Genomic DNA, 23537 nt, shown 5'->3' with positions numbered 1-23537 from the left:
AAAAATGAGCTTTTTAACCAAAACGCACTGCAAAACCCTATATCCAACTTGCTAATTCTTCAAGATACATTAACTTCTGCTTACAGATTTTGCAACGTTTCAATCCCAAAACAACATGACATCTAGCTCCATCCAAACTCTTTTTGATTCCCAAAAAAACAAAGCTACGGCACTACGAAGCGCTCCCATCAGCGAACGAAAAGCACAACTCTCCAAACTCAAAAGGTGGATACTAGACAACAAGTCACGCATCTATGAGGCACTATACCAAGACCTGCACAAACCACAACTAGAAGCAGATATTTCCGAAATATTTCCCGTCATGGCTGAAATCAGCCATACGCTCCAGCACCTTAGCGAATGGACAAGAGAGCGACGAGTCAGCTCAGGACTAACCTACATCGGCACGCAAGGAAAAATCAAATATGAACCTAAGGGACGCTGCTTAATCATCGCACCATGGAACTACCCCTTTCAGTTAACGGTAGGTCCCTTGGTGAGCTGTCTAGCTGCGGGCAATACCGCCATCCTAAAACCCTCCGAAAACACCCCTACCACCTCGCGGTTCATCTCCGAAATGGTACGTGAGCTCTTTGACCCTAGCTGGGTCACCGTCGTGGAAGGAGCGATTGACGAAACACAGACCTTGCTATCGCTACCCTTTGATCACATATTTTTTACGGGCAGCACACCTGTAGGGAAGATCGTGATGGCAGCAGCTGCAAAGCACCTCACCTCAGTGACCCTAGAATTAGGCGGGAAATCTCCCGTAATCATCGATGAGTCGGCCAACGTAGACGATGCAGCAAAAAAAATCATCTGGGGACGCTTCACCAACAACGGACAAACCTGCATCGCCCCCGATTACCTATTTGTACATCACACTCAGTTGGAAAATTTCTTAGCTTCTGCCAAAAAACACATCAGAAAACTCTTTGATCCCTCTTCCGTGGGAATGCGTCAATCCTCTGGCTATGCCCGTATCGTCAATCCACGACATACACAGCGCATCATAGACCTCATGGAATCAGCACTACAAGAAGGAGCTAAAATCGCTATAGGCGGCACATATGATCTAGAAAGTCGCTTTATAGAACCCACTCTACTGATCGACATACCTACTGACTCATCGATCTGGAAAGAAGAAATATTCGGGCCAATCATGCCTATACAAACCTATGATAGTCTAGAAAACGTCATCGAACACATCCGTGCAAATGACAAACCGCTGTCCCTCTATTTGTTCTCCAAGGATCGACGCGCGCAAGAGCGAGTCACGCAAGAGACCACCGCTGGCTCTATGGTCATCAATGATGTAGTACTCCAGTACGCTCATCCCAACCTCCCCTTCGGAGGGGTCAATCAAAGCGGTATAGGCAAAGCTCATGGACACTATGGTTTCCTGGAATTCACCAACCAAAAGTCCGTGCTCAAACAACGTGTAGGCTTCACCAACGCCATGCTCTTCTATCCACCAATCGGGAATTTCAAAAAAAAGGTGCTGGATTTTATGACCAGGTATTTCTAGAATCCTCAAAAGCAACATGTAACCCAGGCGAATCACAACCGAAAAAGAAATCTAAACCCATAAAACAACTACTACAGGTTTTGACCTGAATTCAATGCCGTTTAGTTAAGCTCCTGTATCCGCTTTTTCATCACCCTCAGTTGCTACTCTCATCTCTGACAAGGTTTTCCCTCCTTTGATACCAAAATCCAAAGTTCGGATAGGGAATGGAATAGAAATATCGTTTTTATCAAAAGCTACTTTGATGGCCTTGATGGCTCTAGTCTTCATCACCAAATAACCTGGACCAGCTGGAAACTCGATCCAAAATCGAATATTGAAATTGATAGAGCTGCCCCCAAACTCTTCATAGTCAAAGAACATTTGATCCTTATGAATAACTCCGTCCATCGAATTGAACACTTCGAGTACAATCTCTTCCACTTTATCCAAATCCTCTGCGTAAGACACTCCCACAGATAAATCAATTCTTCTTTTCTTCATTACAGAAAAATTCGTAATCGGGTTAGCCAGAACTTCTTTGTTAGGTACATAGGTCTCTTGCCCAGTAAAAGACTCAATGATCGTCACCCTCAAATTTGTCCCCTTGACAGTCCCAGTGATACCATTAATCTCCACAATGTCTCCAATAAGATAGGGCGTACGAAATGCCAATATAATCCCTGACACAAAATTGGCAGCTATGTCTTGAAAGGCAAACCCTAACGCCAGACCAATCACCCCTACCCCAGCGAGCAGTGAGGTCACCGCCGTTTGCAATTTTAATATCCCGAGGATAATAAACAACCCCAGCCCCATCACAGTATAATATATGATAGTCGAAAACAAGCTCTCCAATGCCTTGTTCGTAGAAGTTTTCTCAAACAATCTAGAGAATACTTTTCTGGCCAATCGTGCCAGTACCAAGAAGAATAAAAAGACAATTAGTGCCATTGCCATATTAGGCAACATCGAGATAAATGCATCGTACCATGACTCTAACTTTCCTATTATTGTTTCGAGCGGTTTATCGAGTTTAATTTCTTCCATGACGAGATAGTTTGTAGTTGATATGGAATTGAAATTAGTAAGACTCCTGTCAAAGTCCTAACGGATAGTAAGGAAAGACGTCTCCTTTTCCGTACACCATTTGACCTGCTGGTAGGTATATAAAACCATCTACCTTCGCCAAGGTAGCCAAATCTCCCGAGCCATTACCCTGCACAGGAGTCGCGCGACACTGTCCTCCCTCATGGCTTACCGATACTTGTAAAAAATATCCCAAATCAGGCTTGAACACAAAATCTTCCATTAACACTGCGGTTAGTCCTAAATTAGGTACTCCCGCGTGTTGATGAATCCATGGCAGACAATAGACCTGAAAACACATCAACGTAGATATCGGATTGCCTGGAAAAGCAAATACAGCTTTCTCTCCATAACTACCAAACCAAAACGGTTTCCCAGGTCTCTGCGCCACACGATGAAATGCCTTCTGCACACCCAGTGACTCCAGTACTTCGGGCAAATAATCCGCTTTCCCTTTCGATACCCCACCACTCAGCAGCAGCACATCATACGCCTCTAAAAGACCCGGCAGTTCTCTTTCCAGTTCCTCCACACGATCATTGAGATGAAATGCCTGACAGGCTATTCCTTGACGCATCAAGCTCGCCACGATCATCGTCACATTAGACTTTCGTATTTGATAAGCTTGAGGCGTATCACCAACTTCTACCAATTCATCTCCTGTGGATACAACAGCTATTTTGGGCAAACGTCTCACTGTCACCTGCTCCTGCCCTACAGTGGCTAGAATCGCTACGATACCTGTATGAATTTGAGTCCCTGACTCTACGAGAACCTCTCCTGTCTGCTGATCCGAACCCTGCTGGTGTACATTTTTAAATCGAAACACTTCTTCGTCACTGATATGCGCCCACTTCCCGTCGCTCTTATCTTCAAACATTACGTCCTCGTAGCGTACGATCACATCACAACTCGCATCCAGCATTGCTCCTGTCATGATCTCCAAACATTCTCCAGGGTTAGAAACAGCCCGACTCTCTTCACCAGCATATTGGGTACCGACGACCTTAAAGTTTCTTTCTCCTCGCTTGAAATCCTCATAACGTATCGCAACCCCATCCATCGTCACGCGATGAAAAGGAGGAAAATCTCTATCTGCTACCACCGGCTGAGCCAATACGCGACCGATACTCTCATGCAATAGCACACGCTCTTCGCCCCACTCTGGAGCTTGTGCGTGGATAATATTTCTAGCTTCTTCGACACTAATCATCCAATGATCTTATAATTTTGAATTTAAAATTAACACATCTGAACACATTGCAATCATGGAAAAGTCAGGACTTTCACATATCGATGACAACAATGCTCCCGCTATGGTCAATGTGGGAGAAAAAAAAGTGACCCGCCGCAGCGCTACCGCGCGATCCATCGTCGTAGTATCAGACGAAATCCTAGCACTCATCGAGGACGGTGACATCCAGTCCAAAAAAGGCCCAGTGTTTCATACTGCCATTATTGCAGGCACGATGGCTGCCAAAAAAACAGGAGAATTGATCCCCCTATGTCACCCTATCGGCATGGATGGCTGTGACATAGAAATCAAAGTTGATCACAAAGAGATCGTCATACGGTGTACCTGCAGCGTCACTGCCAAAACAGGCATAGAGATGGAAGCATTAACTGGAGCGAGTATAGCAGCCCTCACCATCTATGACATGTGTAAGGCCATGTCACACGACATAGTCATCCGCGAGACGCGATTAATCGCCAAAACAGGAGGCAAAAAGGATTTTCATCATGAGTAAAAAACACCAAAAGCACGCCAAAATCACCAAACCAAACTACGGTCAGTTTGCGCGACAGGAGTTAGCTATATTGGGCACTCCATGCGAAGAAATCAAAAAAATAAGCCAAACCATCAGCGAAGCTCTCGCAGATCAATACAGCATTGCCTATGTCGATGCAGATCACAAGAGCGCAGATGACAGTACTCTCACTGGCACATCGCTTGACCATGGCAATGAACTAGAGTACGTTGACAAGATCAATTTCCATAGATTTGACACACGATCTGCCATGAACCCGTGGCTTTTCCGTCCCTACTTCAATGACCAAGAGTTAGTAATCGTCAACGGCAATCACTTCGAAGCATCACAACAAATCGTCGTAATCGACTCCCGAAAATCGCTCGAAAAAAAGCTACACAAGCTAACGAACGTCGTACTCATTCTGCTGCCGGAAGGAGAATCTATCATTCCTGATTACCTCCGTCATCATATAGAAAACATCGACCAAATCCCAACCTACCTCATCAACGACCTGAGTCAGCTGACACAGTGGATAGACCAACAACTAAAACAGTCGATCGCTCCTCTCAATGGGTTAGTCCTCGCTGGAGGAAAAAGTGAGCGCATGCAAAAAGATAAATCCCAAATCAACTACCACGGGAAAAGTCAAAAAACACACATGCTCGACCTACTTTCCGATGCTACGCAAAAAGCATTTTTCGCGATCCGAGAAGATCAAGCAGAAGAGAAGGACAGTATCAAGGATACTTTTACAGGACTAGGGCCTTATGGAGCCATTTTATCGGCATTTAGACATGACCCGAATGCTGCATGGCTCGTGACAGCATGTGACCAACCCTTTCTCACTCATGAAGTCATCGATCTATTGATCAAAAAAAGAAATCCGTCAAAGGTCGCTACTGCATTTTATAACCCTGATACGGATTTTCCTGAACCCCTCATCACCATCTGGGAGCCCAAATCTTACCCTTACTTACTGCAGTTCCTGAGTCAGGGATATTCATGCCCCAGAAAAGTCCTCATCAATACGGACATTGAACTCGTGCATCTGGATGATCCTTCTGTACTTAGAAATGTAAATACCCCTGACGAGTACGAGGCAGCAATTAAAGAGATAAAGTAACGAACTAAGGGTGTGCAGCTACCCAGACATCCCCATCTTCGAACACTTCGCGTTTCCAAATGGGGACGGTTTTTTTGAGTTCGTCGATGATGAACTCGCAGGCTTGAAATGCATCCTTTCGGTGTGGAGTAGATACAGCGATCACGACAGCCTCCTCGCCGATCTCTACGATACCGACGCGATGCACTATCGCATAGCTGAGGATATCCCATTGCTCAACGGCTCGATCAGCGATCTTCTGTAGTTCTTTGACCGCCATGGGCTCGTAGGCTTCAAAATCCAACTTTATAACCTTTTTACCAGCCGTCTGGTTACGTGTCGTCCCGATAAACACATTGATCGCACCCGCACCACTCTCTTTGACATAGTCTATAAGCTCACTTGTTCTTATGGTTTTAGAAGTTATCTCTATCATATCATCCACCGCTTACAGGAGGTATTATCGCCAATTCATCACCCTGTGATACGACATAGCTATCTTCCACATATTCTTCATTGACTGCCAGGAGTACCGACGGTAGCTTTTCCAATCCGTCATACTGCTGTTTGAGACGAGCTACTACGCCTGCGACTGACTCTCCATCAGTCACTTCTAGCACGACAGACCGAGCCTTGATGATATCACGTGCTATCCCAAAAGCTAAAACTGATATTTCCATCCTATTGATTTTAAACCCAAAGATAAACGCTCTGACAGGAGATATATCACAGACATTACATAAAGTCAAGAAAAAGCACCCATCTGTTCTATCAAGGCCAAAGAAGCAGTAGTTTTGAAGATGAAATTGAGAATATTGAATGATTCAATCCGGCTCAGGTTAAGCCAAACAGAGGTTGACATTTTCGGAGAGAAAGGATGTGTATCGGCTGAAATCGCCTTTGGTACCAATCGATTAAAATACACCGTAGCTGCACTGGCAGACACAAAAGATGTCACCGCTAACTTTGCCAACAACGAAATCATCGTAGGCATTCCTAGCGAGATGGCAGACAAATGGATGGATCCTACAGAGGTTGGGTTTGAAAACAAAGACCAAAGCCAAATGCGCATTTTGGTAGAGAAGGATTTTCAATGCCTGCACAAAAGACCGGGTGAGGATGAATCGGACAGTTTCCCCAACCCTCAAGCAACCCACAACAAAACGAAGTGAACCAAGACAAGCAAACGATATTGACAGACAAATGGGGTAGGCAAATGGACTACCTCCGCATCGCCGTGACCGATCGCTGCAATCTGAGATGCTTCTACTGCATGCCTGCCGAAGGGATACAATACCTCCCAAAAAAAGAACTCATGAGCTACGAAGAAATCCTTCGTGTCACACAAAATCTAGCAGAACTGGGTGTCAAAAAGATCAGAATCACTGGCGGAGAACCTTTCCTCCGAAAGGACCTCATGCAGTTGCTCCGAAAAATCACAGAAATAGATGGCATCACCTCACTCAATCTCACCACCAACGGAGTACTAACCTACCCTCATCTCAAAGAACTCAAAGAGATCGGAATCGATCACATCAACCTAAGTTTGGACAGCTTGGACAAGCAGAATTTCTTTGCTATCACGAGACGTGACGAGTATAACAAAGTGATGCAAACGCTAGATGGCTTGCTAGATCATGGGATCAAAACCAAAATCAACATGGTGGTCATGAATGGACGCAATGAACATGAAATCCAAGCCATGGCCAAACTAACCAAGAACAAAAATATCTCGGTACGCTTTATCGAAGAGATGCCCTTCAACGGGTCTGACGATCAAAATGCTAAAATATTCTCTGCTCAAGACATACTGGACGAACTAAAACACCACTACCCTGCTCTACAGAAGATCGCGCAAGAACCAAATGCACCCTCTACTGCTTATCAAATCCCTGACTATGCTGGGAGTTTAGGTATCATAGCGGCATATACCCGTAGCTTCTGCGGTACATGCAATCGTATCAGACTTACCGCCACTGGCAGCATCAAAAACTGTCTATATGACGAAGGTGTGTTAGATGTAAAAGGTATATTGAGAACTGGCATCTCTGACGAAGCACTCAAAGAGACTTTCATTCAGACCGTGCAACGCAAGGAGGTCAATGGATTCGTAGCAGAAATAAACCGACAAAAAAACACTCAAATCACTGAGTCCATGTCTACGATTGGTGGGTGATTCAGCTTAAAAAACGTTTCTAATAGAGATAATCCCTTCTTCATCGAGTGCAACAAATTTCTTGTCTTCGTATCGATAAAACATAACCCCGATCACAAGAACGGTAGAGGCATTTTGTGCGATAGGCCCCGTCTCTAATAACCGCAACTGGGCAGTCATAGGCTCGGTAGATGTCTGCAATATCGGCAACATAGGCGACTGAAAACTCCCCTTTTTACTATCTGCTTTGGGAGAAAGCATCTCTATACTATCTGTTTTGATCAAAAAATCGGATACAGATACCAGACGAGCCGATATCTTAAAATTAGTGGCCTGCTTAGGTACTTTGATGTCATCGATAGGAATAAAAGCAGGTACATGAAAAATCGCATGACCTTTGTGTGCTCCTGATTTGACACAGAACTTGGTTTTCACCAAAGCATCAAAACTAGATTCCTCATTGAAATCATAACCTCTCAAATCATCCACAATGTCAGCAAGCGAATACTTACTGGTATTGTCTAGAGAAGAATTGATTTTAGATGCCAAACGTTTCGCACTAAGGTTAGTGGTCATAGAAGCTAACTCCTTACCTATCCCACGGTGTATCGATTCGCTAATGTGTGTCGCTACGGCAAACTTATTTTTAAAAATTGAACTTATCTCTGAAGCGGTGTTGAGTGGTTTGGGACTGGTGGCAGTAGGTATACTGCCCATGCCTTCGGTATAAAAATAAGTACTTCGTAGTTCTAAGTTTGTTGCCATAGCTGTGGATATAAAAATTGATACTGATTCGTTATTTCAGACATTGAATTTTAAAATCATGGTGAATATAAAAAATTAATTCAACAACACACAACGAAACACCTTAATATCAGCACCTTATACGCATTTACACTTAGCAATTTACGAGAAAACACTACGCACAATTTTCTAACTGCGAAACAGCAATTCGATAATTGTCACTTAACCACATTACTGATACCGCTTTCTCAACTCATCAGCCACCTTAGCCACACCTGTACTTGCCTTCTCTTCCACACAATAGAGCATAGAATCCTTGGGTAACTCAGGCATTTTAGGATCTATGACATACTTGGGGATTCCTGCCCTCGTGTAGCTCATCAAACTGGCTGCTGGATACACCACCAACGAAGTACCCACCACCAGAAGAATATCTGCCCTCCGCACCTCTGCTATCGCCACATCCATCATCGGCACCATCTCCCCAAACCAAACGATGTGTGGCCTCAACTGTGACCCTTTGGGACAAAGGTCTCCAGACTTAAGCTCCCATCCCTCTAGCTCGAACACGATACTTTCATCGACACTACTCCTAACCTTGGACAGTTCACCGTGGAGATGAATGACCCGAGACGACCCTGCACGCTCATGTAAGCCATCTACATTTTGTGTCACGATCGTCACCTCAAAATCCTTCTCCAACTCCGCCAATGCGAAATGGCCCAGATTGGGCTGTACAGCCATTGCCTGCTTCCTTCTCTGGTTATAAAAATCCATAACTAACTCCTGATTAGCTGCCCATCCTTGTGGAGATGCCACCTCCATTACGTCATGCCCTTCCCACAATCCATCCGAATCTCGAAAAGTACGAATACCGCTCTCCGCACTAATCCCTGCACCTGTCAATACCACTACTCGTTTCATATTTTAAAACTTTACGTTGATAGAAAATAAAGATATTCATTAGTATTTTTAATGATGTGCATCATGCTATTCATCTCCGTTTTATTTTAGTCTTGCATTAGACGTTTCACCACAACCAAAGAACCACATGTCCAACGCCGTATTCATCTCCACCATCGAAGCTAATTCGGGTAAATCCCTCATTTCACTAGGGTTAATGGAGCTCCTGCTAAAGAAAACACAGAAAATAGGCTATTTCAAACCCATCATCAAAGGGAATCCAAATCGAAAAGATCATCATACCCAACTAATTCTAGACTATTTTGCGTTGAATCAAAATTATGAAGACACTTACGTTTTCACGGGCAATCAGGTCAACAAGATGCTCGGGGATAGCCAGTTCGATCTAGTCATAGACCAAATCCTAGATCACTACAAAAAGCTCGAAAAACAGTACGATTTCATCTTGATAGAAGGAACTGATTTCGTGGGAGAGAACATCGCTTTTGAGTTTGAACTCAATGCCGCCATCGCTAAAAACTTGGGTAGTCCCATCTTGATCGTCGCTACAGGACAAAACAAAACACCTGAAGAGGCCGCCAGCACGCTCAAATTTGCACTAGACTCCTTCGAGGAAGAAGAGACAGAGGTCATAGGTGCAATTCTCAATAGAGTCGAGGAAGAAAAAATTCAAGACTATAAAACGAACCTAAAGAAAAAACTGGGAGGTACGGGTAAAAACAAAGAATTAGCTGTCATCCCCAACAATGACATTCTGAGTAGCCCTAGTGTAGCCGAAATCACCGAGGAATTGAACGCCAAAGTACTCTTCGGAGAGGAACTCCTCCACCAAAAGATCGTCCATCGCTACTCAGTTGCTGGCATGACCTTGGCCAATTACTTGACATTCTTGACAGAAAACTGTGCCGTAGTAGCCTCTGCCGATAGAGCCGAGATCATCATGGGGTCACTACAGGCTCATCAGTCGACGACATACCCTAACCTATCCGCAATCATACTCACGGGGGGATTCGATCTACCCGAACCGATATACAAACTACTGAAAGGGCTGACAGCAACCATCCCTATACTCAAGGTCACTCCAAACACGTTCCAAACAACCATCAACCTAAACAACGTCAAGTCCAACCTATCGATGGACAACCCCAACAAGATAGCATTGGCACTCAAGTATTTTGACCAGCAGATCGACACGACCAACCTTGAAAACAAAATCATAGGGGTGAAACCAAGAGGCATGACGCCAAAAATGTTTAAATACAACCTGAACCAAACTGCGCTCGCTCAAAAGATGCATATCGTCCTGCCCGAAGGCAATGACGACCGTATCCTCAAGGCAGCCGAACAACTCCAGGCGATGAAGCTAGTCAACCTCACACTACTCTACAGAAACCCAGATGAGGTCACCCAAAAAATCCAAGACTTAGGACTAGATATCGACCTAGATGAAATCAACATCGTGGCACCCGCCCAATCACCAAACTTCAACAAATACGTCTCGCAACTCTATGAATACCGCAAAGAAAAAGGTATCACCATGGAAATCGCCGAAGACTTGATGAATGACGTTTCCTATTTCGGCACCATGATGGTTCAGCAAGGAGACGCAGACGGTATGGTATCCGGTGCGGTCAACACCACACAGCATACGATACGCCCAGCCTTACAATTTGTCAAAACCAAGCCTGGGATTAAAGTCGTCTCTTCGGTGTTCTTCATGTGTCTGGATAACCGCGTACTCGTCTATGGCGACTGTGCGGTCAACCCTAACCCCACAGCCGAGCAACTCGCAGAGATCGCCGTCTCCTCTGCCTATACAGCCATGGCATTCGGGGTAGAAGCACGTGTAGCAATGCTCTCCTACTCGTCTGGCGCATCAGGCAAAGGAGAAGAAGTGGAGAAAGTCCGAAAAGCCACTGCACTAGCTAAGGAACTTGCACCCGAACTCATGATAGAAGGTCCTATACAATATGATGCAGCTGTTGATCCAGAAGTGGGTAAGAAGAAAATGCCCGACTCTCAGGTCGCTGGACAAGCCACCGTTTTGATCTTCCCAGACCTCAACACCGGAAACAATACATACAAAGCTGTACAGCGCGAAACAGGAGCCATCGCCATTGGACCAGTTCTACAAGGCCTCAATAAGCCCGTCAATGACCTCAGTAGAGGTTGTACGGTAGAAGACATCGTCAATACAGTGGTCATTACAGCGATTCAATCACAAAAGAAATAACACATAGAGATGAAAATATTGGTTTTAAATTCGGGTAGTTCTTCGCTCAAGTATCAGTTGTTTGACATGCCAGCAGGCACTGTCCTTTGTGCAGGTTTGGTAGAAAAAATAGGTGAAACAGAAGGGAACCTTAGCTTTGAATATGGCACGCAAACCGTAACCGTGAACATGCCTTTCGAAGATCACAAAGTAGCACTCAACAAAGTCTCAGAACTTCTCATGAACCCCGACTATAAACTCATCCAATCTTCAGATGAGATCGCTGCGGTCGGTCATAGAGTTGTGCATGGGGGGGAGCATTTCACCGCCAGTACCCTCATCGACGAATCAGTCAAAGCTGAGATCAAAGAACTCTTTTCTCTCGCTCCCCTTCACAACCCTGCTAACCTTCAGGGGATAGAAGTTGCCGAAACAGTATTTAGCTCCGCCAAGCAGTATGCTATTTTCGACACGGCATTTCACACTACCTTGCCCGAAGAAGCCTACCGTTTTGCCATCCCAGAAGAGCTCTATCAAAAATACGGTACGCGCGTCTATGGTTTTCATGGCACATCACACCGGTATGTCTCCAACCAAGCGATCGATTACTTGGGATTGAAAAACAAAGACAGCAAAATCATCACCATTCATCTCGGAAATGGATGTAGCATATCGGCCATCAAAAACGGAAAAAGCATAGACACATCTATGGGACTTGGCCCATTATCTGGGCTGATCATGGGTACGCGCTCTGGTGACATTGACCCATCGGTAATCTTCTATTTGCTAGAGCAGGGGTACGAAATCGAACAAATCAAAACACTGCTCAACAAGCAAAGCGGCATGAAGGGACTCACAGGAGACAATGACCTCCGCAACATCAACACCAGAGCCAAAGATGGTGATGAAGCAGCTCTACTAGCACTAAAAATGTATGCCTACCGAATCAAGAAATACATCGGTTCTTACATGACCATCCTCGGAGGATTGGATGCCATCGTGTTCACTGCAGGGGTTGGAGAAAATGATGCTGTAACGCGAAAGATGAGCTGTAGTAATCTAGAACACTTTGGTATCGACATAGATGATACCCTCAATGAAACTAGAAAACCTGGCTTACGTGAAATTCAAAAAGGAAAAGTAAAAATACTCATCATCCCTACTGACGAGGAGTACGAAATTGCTAGACAGAGTTACCATTTAACCCAAGGAAACAACCCGAATTAAATCTTATTTTTATCAGCATTTCACACTGCATCAAACAGTTTCTTTTTATATTCATATAAAAAAGCTATGACACATTTTAGGACTGAATTATTCATAGACGAGAACCCAGATAAAATCAAATACAATTCGCAAATCTTGTCTATTGGGTCTGGGTTTACCAAAGCGCTAGCGGATCCACTTTCCAAATACAACTTTAACATCACTAATAACCCATACGGTACTATATATAACCCTATCTCTATTTTTAACCTCATAGAACAAACGACAAAAAATGGAGAGATCAACGAAGATTTAATCACCGAAAACGAAGGTTATTGGAATCATTTCAATTTTCACCCTAAGGCTAACTTTTCATCCAAGTCCGAGTTAATTAACAGCCTACAAGAACGTGTAGAAACTACCCATGAGTATCTAAAAAAGACAGACTATCTAGTCATCACCCTTGGATCAGCATTCGTGTACAAACTAGACAGTACCAACAAGGTGATCGCCAACTGCCACCGTGCAGAATCCAATTTATTCACCAAAGACCTACTGACACCTCAGGCAATTGTAGATGGTTTCAGACGAATCTATAGCTCGCTAAACCATGTCAAAAACATCATCCTTGTCGTGAGTCCAGTGCAGCACACCCGTGATTCGTTGACGCTCAATGCTGTGAGCAAATCGGTACTACGCTTGGCCTGTCACATGATCATGAGTGAGTTTGCCTATGTCAAATATTTCCCTGCTTATGAATTCCTATTGAGTGACCTGAGAGACTATCAGTTCTATGAAAAAGATCTCATCCATCCGAATGAACTTGCGACGGATTACATCTTCAAAAAATTCGTAGAAAGCTACTTAGACCCATCGCTCAAAGATGATATTCTTTGTATCGAGAACCTACTAAGCGAGACGCATCATGCGCCCTACAACCCGCAAAGCAAAGACTACCAAAAAAGTCTAAGAGAAGCCATGAGCAGAATCGATGGTCTTACAGAGAAGATGGACTTATCCGAACTCATGACAGACCTAAAAAGCCGAATTGCTTAGGAATACAAATTACTGCTGCACAAGAAAGGGCTTTGAGATTGTTCTCAAAGCCCTTTCTTGTGCCAAAACGAGGTGACCTAAAAACTCACCTCGCTTCTATTTCATTCAGTTAATTATAACAATAGACTATCTCAAGATCACACGATGAACCGATTTCGTCTCAGCAGCTCTTAATTCAATAAGATAAACTCCTGGAGGGTTACCTGACAGGTCTATACTAACCTGACGCATGCCGTACTGCTCCGTAGCATAGACTATTTTCCCCATCAGATCGACCACTCGGAGGCTTACTGATTCTTCCGTCTCTTGTTTGAGTTCAATAGTGAGTTGTCCACTAGTAGGGTTAGGATACGTTATCATTTCGAGCTCCTCCTCTTCCGCTTGTTTTGACCTTCCCAGTTCTACAGGGTCTTCTGGGTACACTTTGCACTGCTTGTATCGGAAATATAACACGCGCGTTTGTACCGGATCTCCCACTTCAAATGTGAGTTTATAGCGCTGACCCAATGCAAAACCACCGAACAGACTATTGAGAGATATACTCGTAGGTGGAGCCCCCACCTGCCAACCAGTACTAGCCAATAAACCTGTAGTTGTATAGCTAGCGTTGACCTCCTGTACACTTACGCGGTATTGATTCGCAGACTGGGTACCACTCGTATTGAGGAGGAGGCTGTTATACTGACAGCGCTCATGCAGGGTATAAAACTTTATACCTCCGCCCAATATGCCTACACTCTCAATTACAGTCGTAGTATGATCAAGACTGGCGTCAATGGCAGCATCTTTGATTTCGAACCACCAGTATTCTGGATGGTACCCAGTACCCACGACCAGTTTAAGCAAATAGAGTTTTCCTCTCTGAAATCCTGGTCCATAAGATCCCGTCAGATTGATTGTATTGGCCTGACCGGATAACCAGGGCGAACTATAGGTACTACTACTGACCCAATTATCAAGGTCAAATTCCGATATCTCATAAGACCAAATACTCTCACAGGAGCTAGCGTTCGCATCAAAAAGCACTGGATCATTCACGTCCAACTGAGCTATATCGATCGTCCAACCAGTACCTGTAGAAGTTGCAGACCTACTACTGAGCATGTCTACAAATTGTCCATCGGGAGTTGGCTGGTCTATGCCCTCTATAAAGCGTACGTTGTTGCTATAAGCATCAGTATTCCAAGCCCCCCAAACTATAAACTTGCTTCTTCTCTTAGCCACTACCTGATAGTAGGCACCTGGCTCTATGACAAGATCAAAATAGGCAAATATTTCTCCGCCACCACTACCGTATTCGATGGTAGGAGTAGTCATGATTTGCGTTTTAGTCCCTACGAGGTTACCCATACAGTCATAACTCTGACGATACACCTCTAGATACATCTGTAGCTTGAGACTACCCTTGGTAGTACTATAGCGAAACTGAGCTTGACTCACACCGCATTGAGGACGATAAAAATAACGGTTTGACTCATCAGGGCGAGCAAAAGAGTCAAATTCTGTCAAGTTGACCAGGTTCAGCTCCTGTGCAAAAACAGGAATGTAATCAGGAACTGTACACGACTGTGCATCTACCTGATGCCTCACGATGGCCAGTAATAGGACCACCATAAGACTTCTCATTGTTAAGTTGATCTTTTTCATAATACAAGTGATTTATTTACTGTCTACTCTATTTTTATCGCGGATTTTCGACTTCCTCCTTGATTTCACTTGTAGATCAACTCATACCCCATTTTGTTACCTCTTTTAGGGGAAGAACTATCGTCTCCACCTAAAAGTCAGGAGCTTTCTCCTCATCTCAGGAAGGGGTTAAAAAAGTCTAAGAGAAGCCATGAGCAGAATCGATGGTCTCACGGAGAAGATGGACTTATCCGAACTCATGACAGACCTAAAAAGCCGCATCGCTTAACGAACGAAAACAGGAACTTCACAAAAAAGGCTTTGAAAAATTTCAAAGCCTTTTTTTATCCCTCTGTTGATGCTATTGCATGATCTGGGTTAAAAATCAAACCGTGCACTGAAAATGCCATTGATACCTGGTGCACTGATACCCGACGAATAAGTACGGTAATGGTGATCAAGAATATTCTCTAAGGCAGCAGTCAAGACTAGTTTTGGCGTCAGGTGATAGGACGATCGCAAATTAAGCGTGTACCATCCCAAAGCTCCATCGCTCGTGTACAAGTAATCCTTGTCCTGCTCCGAAGGCGCTAAGTCATCCCATGCTCTATTACCCTGAAACTTGGTATAAAACTCAAGCCTAAGTCGCTCTCTCTGGTAGGTCAGTGATACATTTCCAAACAATGGTGTCGTGTGACGTAGCGGAATACGTTCCACTTGATCTTCACCAAAACTCTCACTGAGTCTCGCCGATAATAAGAAATGCTGTGTCACCGCATAGTCTAGCCCTGCCGAGAAGCCCCATATATAAGCTTTACCCACATTGACCAAGGCAGCCATTCGGTAGGTATCTCCATCATAGTAGACAGAGTCCATGCCGTTGTATGAATAATCACGCCTGACCATCGCATCCCTTAATTGGGTATAAAACAGCCCTCCCATGAGCGTCAACTTATCTCCTAGGTTCCAGGTCACATTCGTTTCGTAGTTGTAGGTATATTCTGGTTTTAGGTCTTCGTTGGGCACTACGACCACATCACCCGAATCAAATACCTTTCCAGCATCATCAAGGTTAGGCGCCCTGAACCCCGTAGAAAATAACACGTCCCACTTGAGCTGTGGCGTGACCTGAATCGCTAATCCCGCTGTACCACTCAACGCAGCATTGCGCTGATCGATATCCTCGAATGGCAGACTAAAAAAGGAAGTAGAGTTAAATTTTGCTCTCAAACCCACATCAGAATAGCGTCCTCCCACTGTCAAATGCACCCAATCGCGCAAGGCATATTTGTAGGACAGATATGCCGCCCAGGTATTCATACTGCCTCCACCGTCAGGATAGCGTGTCGAAAGCGGACTCATTTCCCCAGTTACAATATCCTCTTTTTGAGCCGTAGACTCGGCATCATTGTACACCCATTCGAGACCATAGTATAAGTTACTATAGTCAGATATTCTTTTCTCCAGATCTAGGTTAGCAGCGTAGGTCTTTACGCGCTCCGTCCTGTGATTTAATCCATTCGAGCCTACGCTACGGTTGTGACGAGACTCTTCCACACGCTGTGTGGACAAAGTTAATTTGGCATGGCTGTAGAACCAGTTCTCTGTATCATTGCTAAAGGTCAACGCATGGAGCATAAAGTCCTGAGGGCCATAGTACCATTCAGCATTCTTGAGTGAGCCATCAGACTGTGGCTGTATCAGTCGATCATACCTAGGGATGTCTGTAGACCCTGTGAGATAAAAGCTGTAAACTAGCTCAGAAGATTTATTGATTCTCAAAGCAGCCTTATTCATGACATTGAACTGACTATATCCTGAGAATCGCTGGAGGTTTACGTCATCATTCTTCACCTCCTCATCCACTCCTTCTTTTCGGACGACATAGCTTTCTCGCTTACCAAAATCAGGATGATCCTTAGGGTATACTGCTCCTGCTCTGAGGTCATCAAAATCGCTCACCGTCACTCCTGTAAAATTCGAAAATCGTTTGTTTCGGATGGAAACATTAAGGTGGGCTGTTTTTTCATGATTAGCTGTCGAATAGCGCAACATACTGCCGCCAGACACCTTCCAGCCATCATCCTTAGCGAACCCTGCTTTTTTGGTATAAAATGACATCACCCCGCCCAGTGCATCACTCCCATACATGGATGAACTAGGCCCATAGATCACCTCCGTAGAAGCCATCATATTCGGGTCTAACATGATCACGTTTTGCAGGTTGCCACTACGATAGATGGCATTGTTCAGACGAATACCGTCGAGTACAATCAATAGAGAATTGGCCGCAAAGCCTCGAATCATGGGACTGCCCCCTCCTAACTGACTCTTTTGCACGAAAACCTGACCACTCTGATCCAGCATATCTGCCGCAGTCTGAGGGTTGGCAAATTCAACTTCTTGGTGAGATATAGATAAGATTTCATTGGGCACCTGATTGCGACCCTCTCCCCACCGGTTGGCTGATATGACGACTTCATTGATCTGTCGGATTTTTTCATCCATCAGGACATGAATAGATTCACCCTCACCTCCAGGCAAATCAATGGTCTTCCCATAAAACTGCGTATGTTGGAGAACAAGCTGACCAGCCGTCCCTGTAGGTAACCTAATCACCCCGTCAGTACTACTGACGCCTAGAAGTACTTCCCCTTGCATAGCAATGGCTCCTTCGATAGGCAATAGCGTATGAGCATCCTTGATAATGAGCTCTTGCCCGTATGTGTAGATAGATACCCATGACAAGCCTATAACAAGAATAAAAAATTTGATTTGGGAAAATGCTTTATTCATGAAGCAAATTAAACCAATATTCCCCAGAGCAATCCCCCTACTATGGGGCTACTTTGTCGAATTCTGTCCAGCCAAGCGCAGCAGCACCTAGCACGGCAGCATTTTTATCCATCAAAGACGATGGGCGCAAATCAACCATGTTTTTGAAGGGCTTGAACATCTTCTCTTCCATGTAGTGCTTTGCAGGGTCTAGGAGATACTCTCCCGCCTTCACCAATCCTCCGAACAAGAAGATTGTCTTTGGACTCGTATGCAAAACGGTATCTGCCAATTTTTGTCCGAGAATTTTCCCTGTATATTCAAATGCCTTGATAGCGATATAATCATGATTCTTGGCTGCATCGGTGATTACCTTCCCATCGATTTGGTTATAAGGCACATCACGCAGTACACTAGGTCGTGTGTAGTCAGCCATGAGTTTAGACACGGTACGCTTGATACCCGTAGCGGAGACATAGGTCTCCAAACACCCTTTGCGACCACATGCACAGTGACGACCATCAGGGTTGACACTGACGTGACCAATCTCACCTGCCATTCCAGAGTAGCCATAGACGAGTTTACCATCTACTACGATCCCACTACCCAGTCCAGTACCGAGTGTAAAGAGAACGAAATCTTTCATTCCCTTTGCTCCACCAAACAGCATCTCTCCCAGTGCTGCCGCATTGGCATCATTGGTCAAGGCTACTGGAATCTTGAATTTCTCTTGAAACAACTCTCTAAACTCGACGATCTCGCCCCAGTTGAGATTAGGCGCATGCTCGATCGTTCCCTTGTAGTAGTTGCCATTGGGTGCCCCTACGCCCGCTCCGATCACCTGGTTATCGGCAATCAAATGACTGATATGGGTTTCCAATAGAGACAAAAAAGCATTGATATCAGCGTCAGCTTGGGTAGGAAAGTGTCCTTCATCTTTTACATTCCCTTCTCTATCCACTAACCCAAATTTGGTATTTGTGCCTCCAATATCAATTCCTAGTACGTATTCAGCCATTTTATCCCTATTTTTAGCCGCCAAAAATAGAACACCAACAAGACAAAAGGAACTATGGTGCTACTTTTTAAATCCCTATCTTTAAAATAATGCCTGTCATATCACGATCTCCATACGGCAACTTTTTTTCATGGTTCAGAAATGGCCACCTAGAGACGATATACCCCAGTGTATTCAGAAAAATCAAAGGGCTACCCTACGAAAGAGAGCGCATCGACACGCCAGATGGTGACTTTCTGGATTTGGACTGGGTACAGACGGGCTCTAACAAACTCATCATCGTATCGCACGGACTAGAAGGCAACACTACCCGGCACTACATCAAGAGCTGCGTCAGGTATTTTCATCAGAAAGGATACGATGTGCTCGCATGGAACTACCGATCCTGTAGCGGAGAGATCAACCGCACACTACGCCTCTACCATCATGGCGTCACCGATGATCTGGAGACGGTCATCCAGCATACCATCTCCACACGACGCTACAAAAGAATAGGACTCGTCGGCTACTCCATGGGAGGCAGCACTACCCTCAAATACTTGGGAGAAAACGGTGTCAACGTCCCCAAACACATCGTAGCAGCGGCAGTATTTTCTGTCCCCTGCAATCTCTGGGATAGTGCCCACCAGTTAACATTCAGAAAGAACACCTTCTACCGTAAGCGATTCCTCAAAAAACTCATTCAAAAAGTAAAACAAAAGCATGCACAGTTCCCTGACGCAGTAAATATTTCTGCGATTGATAGGATTAGGTCATTTGGGCTATTCGATGAACGCTACACGGCTCCCTTGCATGGGTTTCGCAATGCACGCCACTTCTACAGCACCTCCTCTTCGGATCTACACTACCACAGCATTACCGTCCCGTCTCTAATCGTCAATGCGCTCAATGATCCGCTGCTAGGCGAAAAATGTTATCCCTACGAAATTTGTCAAAACAGCAAAACACTGACCCTAGAAACACCCCGATGCGGAGGACATGTAGGGTTTGGCCTGAGAGGAAAAAATTATAGTTGGATGGATCAAAGAGCCTTCGAGTACATCGACCGCTACATGCAAGAGTGGTCACTACACTGATCAGTGATCACTACGCCTCTATAGACTTCAATACCATTGGATTGCAGCAATGATTAAAATTCTCTACGCTACCAACGTCAAGATTCTAGATTATTCGAACCTTGACAAGCCAGCCAAAAAACTAGGGTTTTAACTCCAAAAGTTTATTGAGTATATAAAGGCACCAAGGTCACACCAAGCATCATCTGATTGGATAACGTCGGTTCTCTAGAGTAGAATGACTCAACGCCTCCGCTGGTGCGAACTCAATGTCGTTAAGTTAAACGCATACGCTTCGTTGGGTCATCCCGACGGGGGAGGGATCTTTGCCATTCTGAAAGGATTTGTGCTTTAGTGTATAGATTTCACCTATCGTCGAAATGACAGAAATCTAACCTTAATGACATTGGGTGTAAGCGCACGTTTTTTCAATAATCATTGTCTGAATGGTCGTTCCCTACAGTTTTCTACCTTCCTAGCATTCTGGAAAGCCGTTTCCTACAGTTTTCTGCATTCCTAGCATTCTGGAAAGTCGTTTCCTACAGTTTTCTATCATCCTAGCATTCTGGAAGGCTGTTTTCTACAGTTTTCTGCATTCCTAGCGTTCTGGAAGATCTTTTTCTACCGTTTTCTGCATTCCTAGCACTCAGGAAGGCTGTATTTTTGGAGATTCCCCGTTCCCGTCATGCTTTTGGGCATACTTGTGTTTAGCCATGCTTTGAATGCTGCGACGCGCTCGCGAGACACGATGAGTTCACTGTCATCTCAGTGCGTCTTGATGTGCTATCCATCCTTGACGACAAATCGCTCCTTGATAGGTTGCATTGAGGTAGGTGTTGTCGTTCTGGACTTTGGTATCGTCTCCTGCGGGGTTGTTGATACTGGGGACAATTGCATGAAATCCACAGCGCTCCTAGTCGGCATAGCCGACCCATGGCTCCAATGCTACGTATGGCTACAGCTCCTCCTATCGACATCAGGCTGATGTCGGTGACCGTCTCATCCCGATGTTGTACATCACATTCCCCGCAAGGGTACAGAGAAACATCGCCGAAGAAAACACAACTACTTTTGAGGAACGCAAGGATTTTGAAAATAAGATGTGATAACTAGGTGTAGTTATCAACTACACCTAGAGATGGTTTTAATACTGTACAGGAACAGCAACGACTGTTTTATCCCATGCCAAGTTCATTTCTGCTGAATTGTCCCCTAATTCTTTGAACTGAATAGAAAACGCTTCTACTTCCTTAGACAATTTACTTGATGGCGCCTTTACGCGTAAAACCTCATACTTCTCTTGATAGCCTGCCGTACCCCAATAATCTAGATCTGTACTCACGATGATTGTCCATTCTTTTTCTCCAGGGATGCTAAATAGGGAATAGGTACCTGCAGCTAGGGTCTTTCCTCCCATCTTTATCTCTTGATAAACCTTCAGTTCAGGTGCTTCATTGGCTCCTGTTCTCCATAGTTTATCATACGCGACTACATTACCGAAAATCTCTCTCCCTTTCTTTTGAGGTCTACTGTAGTAAATTTTGGCAATCGCTTTGTCACTTCCCGAACGGTCATGGGCAAAATTATCAGGCAAATAAGCCACATCCATTGGGCTCTTATCAATTGATCTGAAAGTTTGAGCAAAAGTCACTGTCACCACACCTGATAGAAGTATCAGTGTAAATAATACGTTTTTCATTTTTTTGATTGTTATATGTGAAAACTATTCATCTACTGCGAATATAGCCTCAATTATGACAGCACTTATGTCCTAGTATTTCCAAAAACGTCTGAATTATACATCTCATAACAAAATAAAACATTCTATGCAGTCTTTTCGTGTACAGCACCATGCAACAACAGCTAAAGTCAGAAGTCACCAGACAAATCATTTTGGACAGTGCATTCACTCTTTTTTATGAAAGTGGTTTTAAAACTACCAGCATAGAAAAAATCATGGCGAATGCAAAACTTTCGAAGGGAGCATTCTATCATCACTACAAAAACAAAAAAGAACTAGGGGTAGAAGTGATTGGAATAAAACTCCAAAAACGCGTGTACGAAGGAATGATCCGCCCTTTGTACGAAACAGGAAACGCCATAGAGATACTAGAATCAACCTTTTTGCAACGTATCAAATCCTTTGCCCCCTATGAAAAACAGCACGGATGCCCTATCAACAATCTCATCAATGAAATTGGCGACTATGAAACAGCCTATCAAATAGCTTTAAAGAATATAATAGAACAATGGAAATCTGCATTGACCTCATTGATAGAAAGAGGGAAAACAGAAAACACCATCAAGCAAAATATCCATAGTCAAGCAGTAGCCACGTATTTGATCAGTGCATTCGAAGGGGTTCGAGGCATTAGAAAACTATACAATGATGACGTCATACTTGAAGAATACATGTCAGGATTAAGCATGTATATAAGACAATTAAATAAATAATTTTTTACCAAAACATTCTATGTAGAATGTTTTAAAACTACGCTTATATGAAGAGTAACAGAAGAGATTTCGCTAAAAAAACAGTGCTATTTGGACTAGCAGGTTCAGTGATGCCTACATTAGGTTTTGCAACATCCAACGAAACCAAGAGCAGCGCCGTGCAGAACTCGGATACTAGACCAAAGGTTCTATTTTTTGATGTAAACGAAACTCTATTAGACCTCACAGCAATGAGAGAGAGTGTAGAGAAAGCACTTGGAGGTAGACGTGATCTATTGCCACTATGGTTTACAACAATGCTACAATATTCGCTGGTCACCACAGTAGGGAGACAGTACAATGACTTTGGCGTCATTGGTGCGGCTGCTTTACAAATGGTCGCCGCTAATCACGACATCAAAATCTCAGAAGACCAAGCCAAAAAAGCCATTCTCGGCCCCATTCGATCACTACCAGCACACCCAGAAGTAAAAGCAGCACTGCAGCAACTAAAAGACGCAGGCTATAAGCTGGTTTCCTTCACCAACTCTTCCAACAAAGGCGTAGCGACACAATTTGAAAATGCAGGATTGACGGAATTCTTCGAAGAGAGATTAAGCGTAGAGGATATTGGAAAATTCAAACCACACACAGATGCCTATGACTGGGCCGCTAGAAAAATGGGCGTACAACCTCACGAATGCCTCTTGGTAGCTGCTCACGGCTGGGATATAGCAGGCGCACTATGGGCCAACTGGAGAGGGGCATTCATCAGTAGACCAGGGGCACAACTGTACCCTCTCGCTCCCAACCCAGAAATTTCTGAACAAAACTTAAAATTAGTAGCAGAAAAACTAATCGCATTGAAATAACCAATACGTTCT

At 44.3% G+C, this 23537-nt stretch carries 21 protein-coding genes; 11 read left to right on the top strand and 10 right to left on the bottom strand.

The window, feature by feature from the left end; genetic code table 11:
- The first annotated feature begins 115 nt into the window (after positions 1-115).
- Complete coding sequence (locus BGP76_RS02985; protein WP_119843542.1) at positions 116-1528, top strand: aldehyde dehydrogenase family protein; 1413 nt, start codon at positions 116-118, stop codon at positions 1526-1528.
- Positions 1529-1633: 105 nt separating this feature from the next.
- Here BGP76_RS02985 and BGP76_RS02980 read toward each other — a convergent pair whose 3' ends face one another.
- Together BGP76_RS02980 and BGP76_RS02975 are read right to left on the bottom strand one after the other, a co-directional pair.
- The gene (locus BGP76_RS02980) at positions 1634-2557 is read right to left on the bottom strand and encodes a mechanosensitive ion channel family protein (protein ID WP_119843541.1); all 924 of its coding nucleotides are present in this window, start codon (positions 2555-2557) and stop codon (positions 1634-1636) included.
- A 49-nt stretch (positions 2558-2606) separates the two neighbouring features.
- Positions 2607-3809, bottom strand: a complete 1203-nt coding sequence (locus tag BGP76_RS02975; RefSeq protein WP_119843540.1) for a molybdopterin molybdotransferase MoeA — start codon at positions 3807-3809, stop codon at positions 2607-2609.
- A 55-nt stretch (positions 3810-3864) separates the two neighbouring features.
- Here BGP76_RS02975 and moaC point away from each other — a divergent pair, with 55 nt between their 5' ends.
- Both moaC and BGP76_RS02965 read left to right on the top strand, forming a co-directional pair.
- Positions 3865-4344 carry a cyclic pyranopterin monophosphate synthase MoaC gene (gene moaC / locus BGP76_RS02970; protein ID WP_073119450.1) on the top strand — a complete coding sequence of 160 codons (480 nt, stop codon included), beginning with the start codon at positions 3865-3867 and terminating at the stop codon, positions 4342-4344.
- Positions 4337-5470 (top strand): NTP transferase domain-containing protein, encoded by a 1134-nt coding sequence (locus BGP76_RS02965; RefSeq protein ID WP_119843539.1) that lies wholly within the window; start codon positions 4337-4339, stop codon positions 5468-5470. Before moaC ends, BGP76_RS02965 begins: the two co-directional genes overlap by 8 nt.
- Before the next feature lie 4 nt (positions 5471-5474).
- Here BGP76_RS02965 and BGP76_RS02960 read toward each other — a convergent pair whose 3' ends face one another.
- Entirely contained in the window at positions 5475-5885 is a 411-nt protein-coding gene (locus BGP76_RS02960; protein WP_073119453.1) for a molybdenum cofactor biosynthesis protein MoaE, read from the bottom strand.
- A 1-nt stretch (position 5886) separates the two neighbouring features.
- Positions 5887-6129 carry a MoaD/ThiS family protein gene (locus tag BGP76_RS02955; protein ID WP_073119456.1) on the bottom strand — a complete coding sequence of 81 codons (243 nt, stop codon included), beginning with the start codon at positions 6127-6129 and terminating at the stop codon, positions 5887-5889.
- A 120-nt stretch (positions 6130-6249) separates the two neighbouring features.
- Between BGP76_RS02955 and BGP76_RS02950 the strand changes: the two genes are divergently transcribed.
- Positions 6250-6621, top strand: a complete 372-nt coding sequence (locus BGP76_RS02950) for a hypothetical protein (protein ID WP_119843538.1) — start codon at positions 6250-6252, stop codon at positions 6619-6621.
- Positions 6618-7625 (top strand): GTP 3',8-cyclase MoaA, encoded by a 1008-nt coding sequence (gene moaA / locus BGP76_RS02945; RefSeq protein ID WP_255416045.1) that lies wholly within the window; start codon positions 6618-6620, stop codon positions 7623-7625. The genes BGP76_RS02950 and moaA overlap by 4 nt, the downstream gene beginning before the upstream one ends.
- Before the next feature lie 6 nt (positions 7626-7631).
- On the opposite strand, the gene BGP76_RS02940 is transcribed toward moaA, so the two are convergent.
- Both BGP76_RS02940 and BGP76_RS02935 read right to left on the bottom strand, forming a co-directional pair.
- Positions 7632-8369: a hypothetical protein gene (locus tag BGP76_RS02940; protein WP_119843537.1), complete on the bottom strand. Its 738-nt coding sequence runs from the start codon at positions 8367-8369 to the stop codon at positions 7632-7634.
- 210 nt (positions 8370-8579) lie between these two features.
- Positions 8580-9272, bottom strand: a complete 693-nt coding sequence (locus tag BGP76_RS02935) for an NAD-dependent deacylase (RefSeq protein WP_119843536.1) — start codon at positions 9270-9272, stop codon at positions 8580-8582.
- 127 nt (positions 9273-9399) lie between these two features.
- Here BGP76_RS02935 and pta point away from each other — a divergent pair, with 127 nt between their 5' ends.
- The 3 genes from pta to BGP76_RS02920 all read left to right on the top strand — a co-directional run bounded on the left by pta (position 9400) and on the right by BGP76_RS02920 (position 13746).
- Positions 9400-11505 carry a phosphate acetyltransferase gene (gene pta, locus BGP76_RS02930; protein WP_119843535.1) on the top strand — a complete coding sequence of 702 codons (2106 nt, stop codon included), beginning with the start codon at positions 9400-9402 and terminating at the stop codon, positions 11503-11505.
- Between the two features lie 9 nt (positions 11506-11514).
- Positions 11515-12711, top strand: a complete 1197-nt coding sequence (locus BGP76_RS02925) for an acetate/propionate family kinase (protein ID WP_119843534.1) — start codon at positions 11515-11517, stop codon at positions 12709-12711.
- Positions 12712-12777: 66 nt separating this feature from the next.
- On the top strand, positions 12778-13746 hold the full coding sequence (locus BGP76_RS02920) for a GSCFA domain-containing protein (protein ID WP_119843533.1): 969 nt from the start codon (positions 12778-12780) through the stop codon (positions 13744-13746).
- Between the two features lie 126 nt (positions 13747-13872).
- Here the strand turns inward: BGP76_RS02920 and BGP76_RS02915 are convergent, their stop codons facing one another.
- The 3 genes from BGP76_RS02915 to BGP76_RS02905 all read right to left on the bottom strand — a co-directional run bounded on the left by BGP76_RS02915 (position 13873) and on the right by BGP76_RS02905 (position 19165).
- A complete protein-coding gene (locus BGP76_RS02915) occupies positions 13873-15393 on the bottom strand; it encodes a T9SS type A sorting domain-containing protein (RefSeq protein ID WP_119843532.1) in 1521 nt (506 codons plus the stop codon).
- A gap of 357 nt (positions 15394-15750) precedes the next feature.
- On the bottom strand, positions 15751-18168 hold the full coding sequence (locus BGP76_RS02910; RefSeq protein WP_119843531.1) for a TonB-dependent siderophore receptor: 2418 nt from the start codon (positions 18166-18168) through the stop codon (positions 15751-15753).
- 40 nt (positions 18169-18208) lie between these two features.
- Positions 18209-19165, bottom strand: coding sequence for an ROK family protein (locus BGP76_RS02905; protein ID WP_073119472.1), 957 nt, complete (start codon positions 19163-19165; stop codon positions 18209-18211).
- A gap of 89 nt (positions 19166-19254) precedes the next feature.
- Between BGP76_RS02905 and BGP76_RS02900 the strand changes: the two genes are divergently transcribed.
- The gene (locus BGP76_RS02900; RefSeq protein ID WP_119843530.1) at positions 19255-20241 is read left to right on the top strand and encodes a YheT family hydrolase; all 987 of its coding nucleotides are present in this window, start codon (positions 19255-19257) and stop codon (positions 20239-20241) included.
- A gap of 1123 nt (positions 20242-21364) precedes the next feature.
- On the opposite strand, the gene BGP76_RS02895 is transcribed toward BGP76_RS02900, so the two are convergent.
- Entirely contained in the window at positions 21365-21919 is a 555-nt protein-coding gene (locus tag BGP76_RS02895; protein ID WP_119843529.1) for a DUF2911 domain-containing protein, read from the bottom strand.
- A gap of 152 nt (positions 21920-22071) precedes the next feature.
- Between BGP76_RS02895 and BGP76_RS02890 the strand changes: the two genes are divergently transcribed.
- Both BGP76_RS02890 and BGP76_RS02885 read left to right on the top strand, forming a co-directional pair.
- A complete protein-coding gene (locus BGP76_RS02890) occupies positions 22072-22674 on the top strand; it encodes a TetR/AcrR family transcriptional regulator (protein ID WP_119843528.1) in 603 nt (200 codons plus the stop codon).
- A 47-nt stretch (positions 22675-22721) separates the two neighbouring features.
- A complete protein-coding gene (locus BGP76_RS02885) occupies positions 22722-23525 on the top strand; it encodes a haloacid dehalogenase type II (protein WP_119843527.1) in 804 nt (267 codons plus the stop codon).
- Positions 23526-23537: the final 12 nt, after the last annotated feature.

This window comes from Reichenbachiella sp. MSK19-1, from assembly GCF_003590315.1.
GTDB lineage: Bacteria > Bacteroidota > Bacteroidia > Cytophagales > Cyclobacteriaceae > Reichenbachiella > Reichenbachiella agariperforans.
The sequence above is the reverse complement of the archived record's forward strand: the minus strand, read 5'-3'. Positions and strand labels throughout refer to the sequence as shown.

Excerpts from the sequence above, each read along its gene's own strand:
- BGP76_RS02960 (WP_073119453.1), bottom strand. The coding sequence starts at position 5,885 with ATGATAGAGATAACTTCTAAAACCATAAGAACAAGTGAGCTTATAGAC.
- BGP76_RS02940 (WP_119843537.1), bottom strand. The coding sequence starts at position 8,369 with ATGGCAACAAACTTAGAACTACGAAGTACTTATTTTTATACCGAAGGC.
- moaC (WP_073119450.1), top strand. The coding sequence starts at position 3,865 with ATGGAAAAGTCAGGACTTTCACATATCGATGACAACAATGCTCCCGCT.
- BGP76_RS02985 (WP_119843542.1), top strand. The coding sequence starts at position 116 with ATGACATCTAGCTCCATCCAAACTCTTTTTGATTCCCAAAAAAACAAA.
- BGP76_RS02975 (WP_119843540.1), bottom strand. The coding sequence starts at position 3,809 with ATGATTAGTGTCGAAGAAGCTAGAAATATTATCCACGCACAAGCTCCA.
- BGP76_RS02955 (WP_073119456.1), bottom strand. The coding sequence starts at position 6,129 with ATGGAAATATCAGTTTTAGCTTTTGGGATAGCACGTGATATCATCAAG.
- BGP76_RS02935 (WP_119843536.1), bottom strand. The coding sequence starts at position 9,272 with ATGAAACGAGTAGTGGTATTGACAGGTGCAGGGATTAGTGCGGAGAGC.
- BGP76_RS02895 (WP_119843529.1), bottom strand. The coding sequence starts at position 21,919 with ATGAAAAACGTATTATTTACACTGATACTTCTATCAGGTGTGGTGACA.
- BGP76_RS02920 (WP_119843533.1), top strand. The coding sequence starts at position 12,778 with ATGACACATTTTAGGACTGAATTATTCATAGACGAGAACCCAGATAAA.
- BGP76_RS02915 (WP_119843532.1), bottom strand. The coding sequence starts at position 15,393 with ATGAAAAAGATCAACTTAACAATGAGAAGTCTTATGGTGGTCCTATTA.
- BGP76_RS02890 (WP_119843528.1), top strand. The coding sequence starts at position 22,072 with ATGCAACAACAGCTAAAGTCAGAAGTCACCAGACAAATCATTTTGGAC.
- BGP76_RS02965 (WP_119843539.1), top strand. The coding sequence starts at position 4,337 with ATGAGTAAAAAACACCAAAAGCACGCCAAAATCACCAAACCAAACTAC.
- BGP76_RS02910 (WP_119843531.1), bottom strand. The coding sequence starts at position 18,168 with ATGAATAAAGCATTTTCCCAAATCAAATTTTTTATTCTTGTTATAGGC.
- BGP76_RS02905 (WP_073119472.1), bottom strand. The coding sequence starts at position 19,165 with ATGGCTGAATACGTACTAGGAATTGATATTGGAGGCACAAATACCAAA.
- BGP76_RS02925 (WP_119843534.1), top strand. The coding sequence starts at position 11,515 with ATGAAAATATTGGTTTTAAATTCGGGTAGTTCTTCGCTCAAGTATCAG.
- BGP76_RS02950 (WP_119843538.1), top strand. The coding sequence starts at position 6,250 with ATGAAATTGAGAATATTGAATGATTCAATCCGGCTCAGGTTAAGCCAA.
- BGP76_RS02900 (WP_119843530.1), top strand. The coding sequence starts at position 19,255 with ATGCCTGTCATATCACGATCTCCATACGGCAACTTTTTTTCATGGTTC.
- pta (WP_119843535.1), top strand. The coding sequence starts at position 9,400 with ATGTCCAACGCCGTATTCATCTCCACCATCGAAGCTAATTCGGGTAAA.
- BGP76_RS02980 (WP_119843541.1), bottom strand. The coding sequence starts at position 2,557 with ATGGAAGAAATTAAACTCGATAAACCGCTCGAAACAATAATAGGAAAG.
- BGP76_RS02885 (WP_119843527.1), top strand. The coding sequence starts at position 22,722 with ATGAAGAGTAACAGAAGAGATTTCGCTAAAAAAACAGTGCTATTTGGA.